A 15,821-nucleotide genomic window follows, 5' to 3' on the forward strand; every position below is an offset into this window, starting at 1 on the left:
CGTGCCGAACACCTCCGTGCCCGCCGCCCCCGCCGGCGGCCCCCGCCCCGAAGCGCCCGTACTGCACACGCCCCCGGGGCTGACCGGGCCGAACTGGGACCGGGCGGCGGGCCGGCTGCTGGCCAAGATGCTCGGTGAGTTCGCGTACGAGGAGATCGTCACGCCCCGCCCGCTCCGGGAGACCGACCGGGCCCCGGGGGAGTCCGCCGGTTCCGACCCGGACCGGGCGCCCGACGCCGCGTACGCCCTCGGTCTCGGGGACGCGGGCCGCCTCACCTTCCGGGCCCGGCGCGGCGCGTACGGGAGCTGGCGCGTCGAGGCCGGCTCGATCGCCTGGGACGGGGAGCCGTTCGCCGACCCCCTCGCCTTCCTCGCCCGCGCACGGGACGCCCTCGGTCTCGACGGCGCCACCCTCGGCCACCTGCTGCGCGAACTGTCGCTCACCCTGACCGCCGACACCGCCCTCGACCACACCGCCCGCACCGCCGCCGAACTGGCCGACCTCGGCTACGCCGAACTGGAGGGCCACCAGACCGGCCACCCCTGGCTGGTCCTCAACAAGGGCCGCATCGGCTTCGCCGCCTCCGACACCGTCCGCTGGGCCCCCGAGTCCCGCCGCGCGACCGCCCTGCCCTGGCTCGCGGTCTCCACCCGGATCGCCGCCTACCGGGGCACCGGACCCGTCGGCACCCCCGCCGACCTCTACCGGCGCGAGCTGAGCGACGGGACCCGGGCCCGCTTCGAGGCCGTGCTGCGCGGCCAGGGCCTGGACCCCGCCGGGTATCTGCTGCTGCCCGTCCACCCCTGGCAGTGGGACGAGACCGTCCTCCCGCTCTACGCCCCGTCCGTCGCCCGCCGTGAGATCGTGCCCCTGCCCAGCGACGGCGACCTGCGGCTGCCGCAGCAGTCCATCCGCACCTTCGTCAACACCGACCGGCCCGACCGGCACATGGTCAAACTGCCGCTCTCGATCCTGAACACCCTCGTCTGGCGCGGCCTGCCCACCGAACGCACCCTCGCCGCCCCCGCCGTCACCGCCTGGGTGCAGGGCCTGCGCGACGCGGACCCCTTCCTGCGCGACGAGACCCGGGTGATCCTCCTCGGCGAGGTCGCCTCCGTCACCGTCGAACACCCCCTGTACGACCGGCTCGACGATGTGCCCTACCAGTACCGGGAACTCCTCGGCGCGATCTGGCGCGAACCCCTCCAGCCCCGGCTGGACCCCGGCGAGCGCGCCCGCACCCTCGCCGCCCTGCTGCACACCGACCCGGCCGGCCGCGCCTTCGCCGCCGAACTGGTCGAACGGTCCGGACTCGCCCCGGAGGTGTGGCTGCGCCGCCTGTTCGCGGCCCTCCTCCCGCCGCTGCTGCACTTCCTCTACCGCTACGGCACGGTGTTCTCACCGCACGGGGAGAACGCGATCGTCGTCTACGACGAGCACGACGTCCCCGTCCGCCTGGCGATCAAGGACTTCGTGGACGACGTCAACGTCAGCGCCCGGCCGGTCCCCGAACTGGACGCGATGCCCGACGAGGTGCGGCGGGTGCTGCTCACCGAGGAACCGGGCTTTCTGACCCAGTTCATCCACTCGGGGCTCTTCACCGGGGTGTTCCGCTACCTCGCGCCGCTCTTCGAGGAGCAACTCGGCGTCCCCGAGGACCGGTTCTTCGCTCTCGTGCGCTCCGAGATCCTGGCCCACCAGGCGCGCTTTCCCGAGCTGAAGGAGCGCTACGAGCTGTTCGACCTGCTCACGGACCGTATCGAGCGGCTCTGTCTGAACCGCAACCGGCTGCACCTGGACGGCTACCGGGACCGGCCGCACCGGCCGCACGCGGCGAAGCACGGGAGCGTCGCCAACCCGCTGGCGACGGGCGGATGAGGGGACCGGGTGCGCCCGGCCGCCCGTCCCGGGAGCGCGAGGTGACGGCGCTGTCGGTGGCGCCCCGTAGGCTGGGCGGGCTATGACGAAGCCACCCCTCTCCGATCTCCTGCACGCCGCCGTCACCGCCGTCGGCGGGGTGGAAAGACCTGGCCAGGCCGCCATGGCCGAGGCCGTCGCGGAGGCCGTCGACGACGGCTCCCATCTGCTGGTGCAGGCCGGCACCGGCACCGGAAAGTCGCTCGGCTATCTGGTGCCCGCGCTGGCCCAGGGCGAGCGGGTGGTGGTCGCCACGGCGACCCTGGCGCTCCAGCGCCAGCTCGTCGAGCGCGACCTCCCGCGCACGGTCGACGCACTGCATCCGCTGCTGCGGCGGCGGCCCGAGTTCGCCATGCTCAAGGGGCGCTCCAACTACCTCTGTCTGCACCGGCTGCACGAGGGGGCGCCGCAGGACGAGGAGGAGGGCCTCTTCGACCAGTTCGAGGCCGCAGCGCCGACCAGCAAGCTCGGCGCGGACCTGCTACGGCTGCGGGACTGGTCCGACGAGACCGAGACGGGCGACCGGGACGACCTCACCCCGGGCGTCTCGGACCGCGCCTGGGGCCAGGTCTCGGTCTCCTCGCGGGAGTGCCTGGGCGCGTCCAAGTGCGCCTACGGAGCGGAGTGCTTCGCCGAGACGGCCCGGGAGCGGGCCAAGCTCGCCGATGTGGTGGTCACCAACCACGCGCTGCTGGCGATCGACGCGATCGAGGGCGCGCCGGTCCTGCCGCAGCACGAGGTGCTGATCGTGGACGAGGCCCATGAACTGGTCTCCCGGGTGACGGGGGTCGCCACCGGCGAACTCACGCCCGGGCAGGTGGGCCGGGCGGTCCGGCGGGCCGCCAAACTGGTCAACGAGAAGGCCGCGGACGCCCTCCAGACCGCCTCGGAGACCTTCGAGCGCGTGATGGAACTGGCCCTGCCGGGCCGGCTGGAGGAGATCCCGGAGGACCTGGGCTATGCGCTGATGGCTCTGCGGGACGCCTCCCGCACGGTGATCAGCGCCATCGGCGCCACCCGCGACAAGTCGGTCCAGGACGAGGACGCGGTGCGCAAGCAGGCGCTGGCCTCGGTGGAGAGCATCCACGCGGTCGCCGAACGCATCACGCACGGCTCGGAGTTCGACGTCGTCTGGTACGAGCGGCACGACCGCTTCGGCGCCTCGCTGAGGGTCGCGCCGCTGTCCGTCTCGGGGCTGCTGCGGGAGAAGCTGTTCACGGAGCGGTCGGTGGTGCTGACCTCCGCCACCCTCAAGCTGGGCGGCGACTTCAACGGGGTGGGCGCCTCGCTCGGGCTGGCCCCGGAGGGCACCGGGGGAGAGGACCTGCCCCAGTGGAAGGGCCTCGACGTCGGCTCGCCCTTCGACTATCCGAAGCAGGGCATCCTCTATGTGGCCCGGCATCTGGCCACCCCGGGCCGTGAGGGCTCGCGCGGCGACATGATGGACGAGCTGGCCGAGCTGATGGAGGCGGCGGGCGGGCGCACCCTCGGTCTCTTCTCCTCGATGCGCGCGGCGAAGGCGGCGGCGGAGGAACTGCGCGGCCGGACGGAGAAGCCGATCCTGCTCCAGGGCGAGGAGACCCTGGGCGAGCTGATCAGACGCTTCGCGGCCGACCCGGAGACCTGCCTGTTCGGCACGCTCTCCCTGTGGCAGGGCGTGGACGTCCCGGGCCCGAGCTGCCAGCTCGTGGTCATGGACCGGATCCCCTTCCCCCGCCCGGACGACCCGCTGATGAGCGCCCGCCAGAAGGCGGTGGAGGAGGCGGGCGGCAACGGCTTCATGGCCGTCGCGGCGACCCACGCGGCCCTCCTGATGGCCCAGGGCGCCGGCCGCCTGATCCGCGCCACCGGCGACCGAGGCGTCGTCGCCGTCCTCGACCCCCGCCTGGCGAACGCGCGCTACGGCAGCTACTTGCGGGCCTCCCTCCCGGACTTCTGGTACACGGTCGACCGCAACCAGGCCCGCCGCTCCCTGGCCGCGATCGACACGGCGGCCAGGGCCGAGGGCCGCTAGGCCCTCGGGTGTGGGCCCGGGCCCACACCCGCTTGCCCGCGGGGGTCTGCGCCTGGTCCCGAGCGGGACCTAGCTGGCCACGGTCACGGCTCACGGGCCGGCCACGGGCGCGTGGCTCGCCCGCGTGGTCCGGGCTGCGCGGGGCGTCGGCCAGGTCGGGGCCGGCCTTGAAGCGCCACAACCTCCGGGCGGGACCGGGCCCGGGCCGGAGGTGCGTGACTCGCCCGAGGGGCCCGGACGGGGCAGGGGGCCGTTCCCACCGGGAACCCCCTGGCCGGCCGCACGGCCCGGTCGGGGCGGGCGGGCCCGGCAGGCCGGTGGGGGCGCGCCTACGCTGGGGAGGACGTGTTCCCACCCCGCCGCACCGCGGCGGACGGAGGTGTCGGTCGTGGACGAGACCCTTCAGGACGCTCAGGCGGCGCGCACCGCACCCCGCGGGGTGATGGGTGCCGGCTACGGCCGGCACGCCGAGGCCCAGCGCGCCGGGGCGGACGCCGCCCTGGACCTGCTGGATCGCGCGGTCGCCGCCGTCGCAGCCGCCCCGGTCGGCGGAGCGGCCCCCGTCAAGGACCCCCGCCGCTTCCGCCTCGCGGACCTCGGCTGCGCCGACGGCGCGAACTCCCTGTCACCCATGCACCGCGCGGTGAGCGGCCTGCGCCGCGCGCACGAGGGCGCGGACGTCCTCGTCACGCACACCGACATCCCCGGCAACGACTTCAACGCGCTGTTCGAGCGCCTCGCCGGCCCCGGTTCCCACACCGCGCTGCCCGGCGTGTACGCCGCCGCCCGCTGCGGGTCGTTCTACAACCGCCTCTTCGCGGCGGCGGAGATCGATCTCGCCTGGAGCAGCATTGCCGTGCACTGGCTCTCCCGGCTGCCCGGCCCCCTGACCGGCCACATCTACGGGCCGAGCACCTCGGGCCCGGTCCGTGCCGCGCTGGCCCGCCGCGCGCGGGAGGACTGGCACGCCTTCCTGCGGCACCGGGCCGTGGAACTGGCTCCCGGCGGCCAGCTCGTGGTCGTCGGCGGCGCGGCGGCCGAGGACGGTTCCAGCGGCGCCGAGGGAATCATGGACATGGCCGCCGCCGAGCTGGAGACCATGCTCCGCCGGGGGCTGCTGTCGGAGGACACCTGGGCCGAGATGGCGATTCCGACATGGAACCGCACCGAGAGCGAGTACCTGGAGGCGTTCACCACGCCCGGCGTCGGCGGCCTCCTGACGTTGGAGGAGTCCGACTTCCTCGCTCTCCCCGACGCCGCATACGAGCGCTTCCTCCGGAACGGGGACCCCGAGGCGTACGGGCAGGAGGTCGCCGCCTCCTTCCTCGTCGCCTTCGGGCCGTCACTCTTCGGTTCGGGCGCCCGGCATGTGGCCGAGCGCTTCGAGACGGGCCTCGCGGAGCGGGTGCGCCGTGACCCCGAAGCCGCGGAAACCCACTGGCGCATCCGCCTGATCCGCGCCACCCGGACGGACGCCCCCTCCCCGAGGCCCGCCTAAGAGAGGCGCCCCCGCCCCCGACACACAGCAGGACCCCGGGACCGGCGCAGTGGATCCCGGGGTCCGGTCGGTGCCGGCAGGTGGTGGGTGGTCACACGCGCCGGAGGACCGCCACCACCTTGCCGAGGATCGTGGCGTCGTCGCCCGGGATGGGCTGGTAGGCCGCGTTGTGCGGGAGGAGCCAGACATGGCCGTTCTCGCGCTTGAAGCGCTTGACCGTGGCCTCGCCGTCGAGCATCGCGGCGACGATGTCGCCGTTCTCCGCGACGGGCTGGCGGCGGACGGTGACCCAGTCGCCGTCACAGATCGCCGCCTCGATCATCGAGTCGCCGACGACCTTGAGGACGAAGAGCTCACCGTCGCCGACGAGCTGCCGGGGGAGGGGGAAGACGTCCTCGACCGACTCCTCCGCGAGGATCGGGCCGCCGGCCGCGATCCGGCCGACGAGCGGCACATAGGAGGCGGCGGGCTTGCCCGTGGTGTCGGTGGGCTGGCTGCTGGGCTGGTCCGAGCCGCGGACCTCGTACGCCCGGGGGCGGTGCGGGTCCCGCCGCAGGAAGCCCTTGCGCTCCAGGGCCATGAGCTGATGGGCGACGGACGAGGTGCTGGACAGGCCGACCGCCTGGCCGATCTCCCGCATGGACGGCGGGTACCCCCGGCGCTGCACGGAGTCGCGGATCACCTCGATGACCCGCCGCTGCCGGTCGGTCAGCCCGGAGCTGTCGGCCCTGATGCCCGGAGGTCGGCCGGGCAGGGAGCGGGCGGGCTTGGGCCCCTCCGGGCTCGTGAGTGCGTCATTCATGGCATGCACCGGCTCGTATCGGGTCTGGGAGCGGTCCTGGGCAGTGATGGCGGCACTGTCAGCGGTGGTGGTCACGTCGGCCCCTCTCGAATGGTCTCCCTAGCTGGACAACGGTAGTTGGTTTCGAAAGGTTGCGCCAAACACACGTTCGAGTGAAAATTCGCGGTTTTCCTCGCTCGTCCACTCGGCCGGGTGTATGCGCGTGTGTTCGGCGGGCGGCGGGCCACCCGGGTGACGGCCTCCACCGTAGCGCTGCCGCCGGGCGCGGCCCCGGGGCGTGCCGCGCCGAGCCCGCCGTGTCGCACGCGCCGCGCGTGTGCGCGCGCCCGCCGCCCGCCCCGCGTGGAAGACTGCCCGGCGTCGCGCACCGCCCCGGCCGTCCCCCGCCCGCCGCGCGCCCGCGCCCGCCCCGGACGTACCCGCCCGCGACACGCCCGCCCGACACGCAGAGGGCACCCCAGTGGGACTCAACCCCACATGTAGTGGTTGGATGTTCCGCGTCGCCCAGAAGTTGTGGTCCCCGGGTCACTTGGGGCGTGAGTATCGCCTATGCTTGGGGATGCTTCCGGGGCTCAGCGAGCCTTCCGGGGCTATCTCGTCGTGCTGTGTAAGGAGGGGTTGGGAGCCATGCACTGTCCCTTCTGCAGGCACCCCGACAGCCGGGTCGTCGACAGCCGGACCACCGACGACGGGACGTCCATCCGACGCCGCCGCCAGTGCCCCGACTGCTCCCGTCGTTTCACGACGGTCGAGACCGCGTCGCTGATGGTGATCAAGCGCAGCGGCGTCACGGAACCCTTCAGCCGTACCAAGGTCATCTCCGGCGTGCGCAAGGCGTGCCAGGGGCGGCCGGTCACCGAGGACGCCCTCGCCAAGCTCGGCCAGCGGGTCGAGGAGGCGGTGCGCGCCACCGGCAGCGCCGAGCTGACCACCCACGACGTGGGTCTGGCCATACTCGGCCCCCTGCAGGAACTCGACCTCGTCGCGTACCTGCGGTTCGCGTCCGTCTACCGGGCGTTCGACTCGCTGGAAGACTTCGAGGCCGCCATCGCGGAACTCCGCGAACAACGGCCTCCCGCGCAGGAGAGCGGAAGCACGGGGGCCGTCGGGCTGCCCGTGCCCGCCACCACCACCGCCGACTGACCGGCGGTACCCGAGGAGGAGCCCGGTCCCGGGCGGCCTCCGGTCCGCCGTGGGCGGCAACGACGTGTTCCGGGCGCTGTGAGCGACGTCCGGGACGACAGACACACATGTGCCCAGGGAAGACATGGGCACTCCAGGGCGTTTTCGCCCGTATATGGGAGGCGGCATGACCGAGACGACGAGCGGCCCGGCACGAGGGGCCCGCACCAAGGGTGCCAAGGCGAACAAGGGGCTGCGCATCGAGCGCGTCCACACCACCCCCGGCGTGCACCCGTACGACGAGGTGGTCTGGGAGCGCCGTGACGTCGTCATGACCAACTGGCGCGACGGCTCGGTCAACTTCGAGCAGCGCGGCGTCGAGTTCCCCGACTTCTGGTCGGTCAACGCGGTCAACATCGTCACCAGCAAGTACTTCCGCGGGGCCGTCGGCACCCCGCAGCGCGAGACCGGTCTCAAGCAGCTGATCGACCGGATCGTGAAGACCTACCGCAAGGGCGGCGAGGACCACGGCTACTTCGCCTCCCCGGCGGACGCCGAGATCTTCGAGCACGAGCTCGCCCACGCCCTCCTGCACCAGATCTTCAGCTTCAACTCCCCGGTGTGGTTCAACGTCGGCACGCCCCAGCCGCAGCAGGTGTCCGCCTGCTTCATCCTCTCCGTCGACGACTCCATGGAGTCGATCCTCGACTGGTACAAGGAAGAGGGCATGATCTTCAAGGGCGGCTCCGGCGCCGGCCTGAACCTCTCCCGCATCCGCTCCTCCAAGGAGCTCCTCTCCTCCGGCGGCAACGCCTCCGGCCCGGTCTCCTTCATGCGCGGCGCCGACGCCTCCGCGGGAACGATCAAGTCCGGTGGCGCCACCCGCCGCGCGGCCAAGATGGTCATCCTGGACGTCGACCACCCCGACATCGAGGCCTTCATCGAGACCAAGGTGAAGGAGGAGGAGAAGATCCGCGCCCTGCGCGACGCGGGCTTCGACATGGACCTGGGCGGCGACGACATCACGTCCGTCCAGTACCAGAACGCCAACAACTCGGTCCGGGTGAACGACGCGTTCATGAAGGCCGTCGAGTCGGGCGGGAAGTTCGGTCTGACCTCCCGGATGACGGGCGACGTGATCGAGGAGGTCGACGCCAAGTCCCTCTTCCGCAAGATGGCCGAGGCGGCCTGGGCCTGCGCCGACCCGGGCATCCAGTACGACGACACCATCAACCACTGGCACACCTGCCCCGAGTCCGGCCGCATCAACGGCTCGAACCCGTGCAGCGAGTACATGCACCTGGACAACACCTCGTGCAACCTGGCCTCGCTGAACCTGATGAAGTTCCTCAAGGACGACGGCGAGGGCCACCAGTCCTTCGAGGTCGAGCGCTTCGCCAAGGTCGTCGAGCTGGTCATCACCGCGATGGACATCTCCATCTCCTTCGCGGACTTCCCCACCCAGAAGATCGGCGAGAACACCCGCGCCTTCCGCCAGCTCGGCATCGGCTACGCCAACCTCGGCGCCCTGCTGATGGCGACCGGCCACGCCTACGACTCCGACGGCGGCCGCGCGCTGGCCGGTGCGATCACCTCGCTGATGACCGGCACCTCCTACCGCCGCTCCGCCGAACTGGCCGCGGTCGTCGGCCCGTACGACGGCTACGCCAAGAACGCCACCCCGCACAAGCGGGTCATGAAGCAGCACGCCGACGCCAACGCCGCGGCCGTCCGCATGGACGACCTCGACACCCCGGTGTGGGCCGCGGCCACCGAGGCCTGGCAGGACGTGATCCGCCTCGGCGAGAAGAACGGCTTCCGCAACTCCCAGGCGTCCGTCATCGCCCCGACCGGCACCATCGGTCTGGCGATGTCCTGCGACACCACCGGCCTGGAGCCGGACCTCGCGCTGGTCAAGTTCAAGAAGCTGGTCGGCGGCGGCTCGATGCAGATCGTCAACGGCACCGTGCCGCAGGCCCTGCGCCGCCTCGGCTACCAGCCGGAGCAGATCGAGGCGATCGTCGCCCACATCGCCGACAACGGCAATGTGATCGACGCCCCGGGCCTGAAGACCGAGCACTACGAGGTCTTCGACTGCGCCATGGGTGAGCGCTCCATCTCCGCGATGGGCCACGTCCGCATGATGGCCGCCATCCAGCCGTGGATCTCGGGGGCGCTCTCCAAGACGGTCAACATGCCCGAGTCGGCCACCGTCGAAGAGGTCGAGGAGATCTACTTCGAGGCGTGGAAGATGGGCGTCAAGGCGCTCGCGATCTACCGCGACAACTGCAAGGTCGGCCAGCCCCTCTCCGCCAAGACCAAGGAGAAGGAGAAGGCCGAGATCACCGAGAAGGCCGAGGACACGATCCGCGCCGCGGTCGAGAAGGTCGTCGAGTACCGTCCGGTCCGCAAGCGCCTCCCCAAGGGCCGCCCGGGCATCACGACCTCCTTCACCGTCGGCGGCGCCGAGGGCTACATGACGGCCAACTCCTACCCGGACGACGGCCTGGGCGAGGTCTTCCTCAAGATGTCCAAGCAGGGCTCGACCCTCGCGGGCATGATGGACGCCTTCTCGATCGCCGTCTCCGTCGGCCTCCAGTACGGGGTTCCGCTGGAGACCTACGTCTCGAAGTTCACCAACATGCGCTTCGAGCCGGCCGGTATGACGGACGACCCGGACGTGCGGATGGCCCAGTCGATCGTCGACTACATCTTCCGCCGCCTGGCGCTCGACTTCCTGCCCTTCGAGACGCGCTCCGCGCTCGGTATCCACTCCGCCGAGGAGCGCCGCCGCCACCTGGAGACCGGGTCCTACGAGCCGGCCGACGACGAGGTGGACGTCGAGAGCCTGGCCCAGTCCGCGCCCGTCCAGCAGCAGGAGATCCAGGCGGTCGCCACCCCGTCCGCCGCGGTCCCGGCCCCGAAGCAGGCCCACACCTCGGCCGAACTGGTCGAGATGCAGCTCGGCATCAGCGCCGACGCCCCGCTCTGCTTCTCCTGCGGCACCAAGATGCAGCGCGCCGGCTCCTGCTACATCTGCGAGGGCTGCGGCTCGACCAGCGGCTGCAGCTGACGCACCCCGGGCGGCGCCCGGCCGTGAGTGAGGCCGGGTGACGGACGGCGAGAGGCGGGGAGGTCCCAGGGACCTCCCCGCCTCCGCGTATGCGGTGCGACCCTCCGTGTTTCCGGTGCGACGGTGCCCGTGCGCGCCGGTCAGCGGCCCATCAGGCCGGTGAACGCCTCCAGGTCGGTGTCGAAGCCGCGCAGGCCGCCGTGGAAGACCCAGGCGCCCGTCTCGTCCCTGCCGAAGGAGCAGAGGACCGCGGCCGTGCTCTCCGCCACCTCGCCCAGGTCGTACGAGGCCAGCTCGGTGTACCCCTCGGTCACCTTCACCCCGGTGTTGGCGACGTCGCCGAAGACCAGGCGCCCGTGCCGCTGCTGGGCGACCACGCCCACGATCACCCGGTCGTAGCGGTCGGCCAGCCGGTCGCACTCGACCGTCAGCACCTCGTCCGCGCCGAAGCCCTGCCCGGTCCCGCTCTGGCGCGCCAGGATGATCGTCCCGTCCGGCGACCTGCTGTCGAAATGGACCACATAGGCGGGGTCGCTCGCGCCCTGCTCGTAGGCCGCCGCCACCAGGTCGAGGTCGTGGGCCGCCTCGCCCAGCGGGCTCGGGTCCCACTTCAGTGCCACCTCGGCCTTGCGCACGCCCTTGCTGAGGCTGCTCACCCGGTCTCCCCCTCCGTAACTGCGCGAATTCCTTTCAGGGTTGACCGTATCGGCTCCGCGCGGCGCGTGGCGGGGTGATCGCGGACGGGACGGCCGGCGGGAGGTGCGCGGGCGGGGCGCGTGACCGGATCACGGCCCGGCGTGACCGGATCCGGTGCACGCACCGGCGCACCGGATCACGCGCGGACGCAACCGCGCGGAGCGTGACCGGGGCCACGTTCCGCGCCGTACGATGGCGCGGTGCTGGTCAAGTGGATTCGCTGCACCGTGGTGGACCGTCGAGGGTTCGAGCGGGGGCAGCGGAAGTGGGCGGGGTTGCCGGGGGAGCCGGGCTTCCGGGGGCAGGGCGGCGGGTGGAGCCGGCTGCGCCCGAACGTCGCGCATGTCGTCGCGTTCTGGGAGAGCCGTCCCTTCTACGACTCGTTCATGGCGCGCTCGCACGACCGGCTCGCCGCGGGCCAGGCCGGCACCTACAAGGACGCCCAGGTCACGCTGTTCGAGCACCGCTTCGACGTGCGGACCGGCTTCGAGCCGCGGTTCACCGACGCCGATGTGCTGCGCGTGGCGCACTGCCGGGTGAGGGCCGAGCGGGTCGAGCACTTCTCGCTGATGCAGGAGAAGGTCTGGAACCCGGCCATGGCGGGCTCCCCGGGCATGGTCCGCGGACTCTTCGGCGAGGCCCCCGGCAACGAGTTCCTGGTGCTGTCGATGTGGCAGTCCGCCGCCGAGCACGGCAAGTACCGGCAGGAGCGGATAGAACGCCTGCTGCTGCGCGCCCAGACCGAGGCCGACATAGAGGCCCTGGCGGGGGACGTGGTGGAGCTGGAGCCGTCCTGGACGGTCTGAACCGGCCCGGAACCGGTCCTGGACGGCAGGGGCGGCCGAGGCGGTCCGAGTGCGCGGACGGCCGTAGGGTCGTGTCATGGCACGACCGCGACGCATCGTCCTCGTCCGGCACGGGGAGTCGACCGGCAACGTCGACGACACCGTCTACGAGCGGGAACCCGACCACGCCCTCCGGCTGACCGACCGCGGGCGCGGCCAGGCCGAGGAGACCGGCGAACGCCTCCGCGCGCTTTTCGGCCGGGAGCACGTCAGCGTCTACATCTCCCCCTACCGCCGCACCCACGACACCTTCCGCGCCTTCCGGCTCGACCCCGGCCTGGTGCGCGTACGGGAGGAGCCGAGGCTGCGCGAGCAGGACTGGGGCAACTGGCAGGACCGTGACGACGTACGCGTCCAGAAGGCCAACCGCGACGCCTACGGGCACTTCTTCTACCGCTTCGCCCAGGGCGAGTCCGGGGCGGACGTCTACGACCGCGTCGGCGCCTTCCTGGAGAGCCTGCACCGCAGCTTCGCGGACCCGGACCACCCGGAGAACGTCCTGCTGGTCACGCACGGGCTGACCATGCGGCTGTTCTGCATGCGCTGGTTCCACTGGCCGGTGGCGGAGTTCGAGTCGCTGTCCAATCCGGGCAACGGCGAGATCCGGGTCCTGGAGCTGTGCGAGGACGGACGCTACCGCCTTGACCGGCCGTTCGACCGGTGGCGGACCCCGGAGCCGTACGGCGTCACCGGATAGAGTGGCGGGAAGATGACCGCAGAATCCTCTCGCGAGAGGCGCTTCGCACGCGCCCTGGACAGCCTGCGCGGACTGTCCGTGGGAGACGCCCTGGGCTCCCAGTTCTTCGTACCTTCCCACTACCCCCTGCTGAAGCGGCGCGAGCTGCCGCCGCCCGACTGGCAGTGGACCGACGACACCGAGATGGCCTGCTCGGTGCTGGCCGTCCTGGCCCGGCACGACCGGGTGGACCAGGACGCCCTGGCCCGCTCCTTCGCCGAGCACCACGATTTCGACCGCGGGTACGGCCCCGCCGTGAACCGCCTGCTGCGCCTGGTCCGGGAGGGCGGCGACTGGCGCGAGCTGTCCTCCGCCCTCTTCAAGGGCCAGGGCTCCTGGGGCAACGGCTCCGCGATGCGGATCGCCCCGCTGGGCGCCTGGTACGCGGACGACCCGGAGCAGGCCACCCACCAGGCCGAGATCTCCTCGTACCCCACCCACCAGCACCGGGAGGCGGTCGTCGGCGCGATGGCCGTGGCCGCCGCGGCGGCCCTCGCCGCCGATCCCGCCGGCCCGCCGTCGCCCGGGGACCTGCTGGACGGCGTGGTCGCCCTGGTGCCCCGCAGCGCCGTCGGCGCCGGGCTGCGCCGGGCCCGGGACATGCTCGACTACGGCGACGCCGGGACCGTGGCCGCCGTCCTGGGCAGCGGGCGCCGCACCAGCGCGCACGACACGGTGCCGTTCGCCCTCTGGTCGGCCGCGCGGTCGCTGGACGACTTCGAGCGGGCCTTCTGGACCACCGCCCAGGTCGGCGGGGACATGGACACCACCTGTGCGATCGCCTGCGGGGTGGTCGCCGCGGGGCGGGCCGGACAGCCGCCCGAGGGCTGGCTGGAGCGCACCGAACCCCTGCCGGAGTGGCTGCCGGACGTGCCCCTGGCGTGAGCCCGCCAAGTCGTGACCTGATCCGGGTGTCGCGCGGCGCGGGCGGCGGCGTACGCTTGCTGGCGCCATGCCGTACGAAGCACCCACCCACACAGTCGAGCGATCGATCCGGGCGACCACCGGAGCCAGGATCGTCGCTGGTGTCGACGAAGTGGGCCGGGGGGCCTGGGCGGGGCCGGTGACCGTCTGCGCGGCGATCACCGGACTGCGCCGGCCGCCCGCCGGACTCACCGACTCCAAGCTGATCGCCCCGAAGCGCCGTACCGAGCTCGCGGGCCTGCTGGAGTCCTGGGTCACGGCTCACGCACTCGGGCACGCGTCGCCCGAGGAGATAGACGAGCTGGGCATGACCGCGGCTCTCCGGCTCGCCGCCGTGCGGGCGTTGGACGGGTTGCCGGTACGTCCCGACGCCGTCATCCTCGACGGCAAGCACGACTATCTCGGCGTGCCGTGGCAGGTCCGCACGGTCATCAAGGGCGACCGGTCGTGTGTGGCCGTGGCCGCCGCCTCGGTGATCGCCAAGGTTCGCAGGGACGCCATGATGGCCGAACTGCACCAGGACTACGGAGACTTCGCCTTCGGGGAGAACGCCGGCTACCCGTCGCCCGTCCACAAGGCGGCACTCGCGGAACTCGGCCCCACCCCGCACCACCGGCTGAGCTGGGCCTACCTCGATGCACTGCCCCGGTGGCGGCATCTGAAGAAGGTCCGGCAGACGCCGGAAACGGCTGCACTGGAAGGCGGAGGCCAGCTCGGCTTCGACTTCTGAACCGGGCCCGGCCCGCGGCGGTTCGCACTTTTGTGCCTACCCGCCGATGCCATGCGCACCGACATTTGATAGACATCCACCCATGCCTCTCATCCCCGAGGAGCCTCAGATTCACGAGAGTGCCCAGGGTCCCCGCGTCACTCCGGCCGCAGGCCGCACCGCGCCGACCCCTCGCCCCGTACCCGGTCCGCGTTCCGCGGCCTCGCCGCGTCCCGGACACCCGGGGCCCGGTCCGGCCCGGCCCGCTCCGTCCGGACAGCGCCCGGCCGCTGCCCGGAAGTCCCCGCAGCCCGCGCCCGCCGCGTCCTCCGCGCAGGGCGACCGCCCCGGGCCGCAGATCCAGTTGATCCCCGCCCCGGTGAGCGGCGCGCTCGACGCCGCGGACGAGGCCGTCGACCTGCTGCTCGACACCGATCGCGCGCCGGGCGACGTCCTGGTCCTGACCACCGGTGACCGGCACCCGTGGGCGGAGCACGAGCTCTCCTTCGGCGAGTCGTCCTACTGGGCGCAGCACGACGCGGGGGACGACGTGTTCCACGCCGCCGCCTCCGCCGTGGACCGCACGGCCACCCGGCCCGTGGTGGTCGTCGCGGTCAACGGCGGCTCCGACGAGGCCGCGGCGAGGGCGCTGCCCGCCGCCATGGCCAAGGCGTCGGCGCTGCTGATCGTCTGCGGCGAACCGCAGAAGATCAACGCGATCCTGGGCTCGACGGCCGGCTGACCGCCCCGGGCACTCACGCCCGGGGGCAACCCGGGCCCGGTCCTCACGGGCCGGGTCAGCGGGCCGCGGTGGGCCGCCCGGGCCCGAGCGGCCGCGCCCCGGTCAGCGGGCCGCGGTGCGCCGGAGGACGTCCGGCGCACCGCCCGCGGTGCGGAGCGGGACCGGGTCGTGGTCGAGCACCGAGTCGGCCAGACGCCCCGGCGTGGACGTGGAGTTGGGCTGCCGCCCGCCGCGCCCCTCGCCGAGGACCTGCCAGCCGCCGCGCGTCAGCGTGATGTACGCGCCGCAGCGCAGCCCGTGCAGGGTGCACGCGTCACGCAGCCCCCACATCCAGGCGCCGTCCTCCTCCGTCCAGCGTTCGTCGCCGTCCCGGCAGTACAGCAGTACCGCCGTCCGCGCCGGGGTGCGGCGACGGAGGTCGTGCGGGATCACGCGGCGCAGATGGTCCAGCAGCGCGTTGCGGAACTCCCAGCCGTCCACCGGGTCGGAGCGGCGGGAGAACGACGCGCTGGCGGCCAGCCGTTCCTCGTGGTCGAGCACGGCGACGACGGCCGTCGCCGGCACGGGGCGATGGCGTGCGTGCAGCCCACTGACCACCTCGCGCGGGTTGCGCAGCAGCGGGATCCCGGCTGCCGCCCACTCGGCGGGTTCGAGCATCCGGGCGAGGCGGCTGGCGGCGTTGGCCGACGCGGTGATCGTAGAGGCTGCGGACGAAGCGAATCCGAAGGTCACGGTCCTCCCT

13 protein-coding genes are annotated in these 15,821 nt (G+C 72.7%); 10 read left to right on the plus strand and 3 right to left on the minus strand.

Annotated elements, in window-relative coordinates; genetic code table 11:
* Positions 1–61: 61 nt before the first annotated feature.
* The 3 genes from ABZ457_RS16745 to ABZ457_RS16755 all read left to right on the plus strand — a co-directional run bounded on the left by ABZ457_RS16745 (position 62) and on the right by ABZ457_RS16755 (position 5,430).
* Positions 62–1,879 carry an IucA/IucC family siderophore biosynthesis protein gene (locus ABZ457_RS16745; protein WP_359158360.1) on the plus strand — a complete coding sequence of 606 codons (1,818 nt, stop codon included), beginning with the start codon at positions 62–64 and terminating at the stop codon, positions 1,877–1,879.
* A gap of 82 nt (positions 1,880–1,961) precedes the next feature.
* Entirely contained in the window at positions 1,962–3,932 is a 1,971-nt protein-coding gene (locus ABZ457_RS16750) for an ATP-dependent DNA helicase (RefSeq protein WP_359158305.1), read from the plus strand.
* Positions 3,933–4,320: 388 nt separating this feature from the next.
* Positions 4,321–5,430, plus strand: a complete 1,110-nt coding sequence (locus ABZ457_RS16755) for a hypothetical protein (protein WP_359158306.1) — start codon at positions 4,321–4,323, stop codon at positions 5,428–5,430.
* A 91-nt stretch (positions 5,431–5,521) separates the two neighbouring features.
* Here ABZ457_RS16755 and lexA read toward each other — a convergent pair whose 3' ends face one another.
* A complete protein-coding gene (gene lexA / locus ABZ457_RS16760; RefSeq protein WP_359158307.1) occupies positions 5,522–6,307 on the minus strand; it encodes a transcriptional repressor LexA in 786 nt (261 codons plus the stop codon).
* A gap of 552 nt (positions 6,308–6,859) precedes the next feature.
* On the opposite strand from lexA, the gene nrdR reads away from it, so the two are divergent.
* Both nrdR and ABZ457_RS16770 read left to right on the plus strand, forming a co-directional pair.
* Positions 6,860–7,375, plus strand: coding sequence for a transcriptional regulator NrdR (nrdR, locus tag ABZ457_RS16765; RefSeq protein WP_359158308.1), 516 nt, complete (start codon positions 6,860–6,862; stop codon positions 7,373–7,375).
* 166 nt (positions 7,376–7,541) lie between these two features.
* Entirely contained in the window at positions 7,542–10,427 is a 2,886-nt protein-coding gene (locus tag ABZ457_RS16770) for a vitamin B12-dependent ribonucleotide reductase (RefSeq protein ID WP_359158309.1), read from the plus strand.
* A 140-nt stretch (positions 10,428–10,567) separates the two neighbouring features.
* On the opposite strand, the gene ABZ457_RS16775 is transcribed toward ABZ457_RS16770, so the two are convergent.
* On the minus strand, positions 10,568–11,083 hold the full coding sequence (locus tag ABZ457_RS16775) for a TerD family protein (RefSeq protein WP_359158310.1): 516 nt from the start codon (positions 11,081–11,083) through the stop codon (positions 10,568–10,570).
* Between the two features lie 240 nt (positions 11,084–11,323).
* Here ABZ457_RS16775 and ABZ457_RS16780 point away from each other — a divergent pair, with 240 nt between their 5' ends.
* The 5 genes from ABZ457_RS16780 to ABZ457_RS16800 all read left to right on the plus strand — a co-directional run bounded on the left by ABZ457_RS16780 (position 11,324) and on the right by ABZ457_RS16800 (position 15,079).
* A complete protein-coding gene (locus ABZ457_RS16780; RefSeq protein WP_359158311.1) occupies positions 11,324–11,929 on the plus strand; it encodes a YdbC family protein in 606 nt (201 codons plus the stop codon).
* 76 nt (positions 11,930–12,005) lie between these two features.
* The gene (locus ABZ457_RS16785) at positions 12,006–12,665 is read left to right on the plus strand and encodes a histidine phosphatase family protein (protein ID WP_359158312.1); all 660 of its coding nucleotides are present in this window, start codon (positions 12,006–12,008) and stop codon (positions 12,663–12,665) included.
* A gap of 12 nt (positions 12,666–12,677) precedes the next feature.
* A complete protein-coding gene (locus ABZ457_RS16790) occupies positions 12,678–13,589 on the plus strand; it encodes an ADP-ribosylglycohydrolase family protein (protein ID WP_359158313.1) in 912 nt (303 codons plus the stop codon).
* Between the two features lie 67 nt (positions 13,590–13,656).
* On the plus strand, positions 13,657–14,358 hold the full coding sequence (locus tag ABZ457_RS16795; RefSeq protein WP_359158314.1) for a ribonuclease HII: 702 nt from the start codon (positions 13,657–13,659) through the stop codon (positions 14,356–14,358).
* An 82-nt stretch (positions 14,359–14,440) separates the two neighbouring features.
* Positions 14,441–15,079: a hypothetical protein gene (locus ABZ457_RS16800; protein WP_359158315.1), complete on the plus strand. Its 639-nt coding sequence runs from the start codon at positions 14,441–14,443 to the stop codon at positions 15,077–15,079.
* Positions 15,080–15,181: 102 nt separating this feature from the next.
* On the opposite strand, the gene ABZ457_RS16805 is transcribed toward ABZ457_RS16800, so the two are convergent.
* Positions 15,182–15,811 (minus strand): hypothetical protein, encoded by a 630-nt coding sequence (locus ABZ457_RS16805; RefSeq protein WP_359158316.1) that lies wholly within the window; start codon positions 15,809–15,811, stop codon positions 15,182–15,184.
* Between the last annotated feature and the right edge of the window lie 10 nt (positions 15,812–15,821).

This window comes from Streptomyces sp. NPDC005805 (assembly GCF_040630445.1).
Classification (GTDB): Bacteria; Actinomycetota; Actinomycetes; order Streptomycetales; family Streptomycetaceae; genus Streptomyces.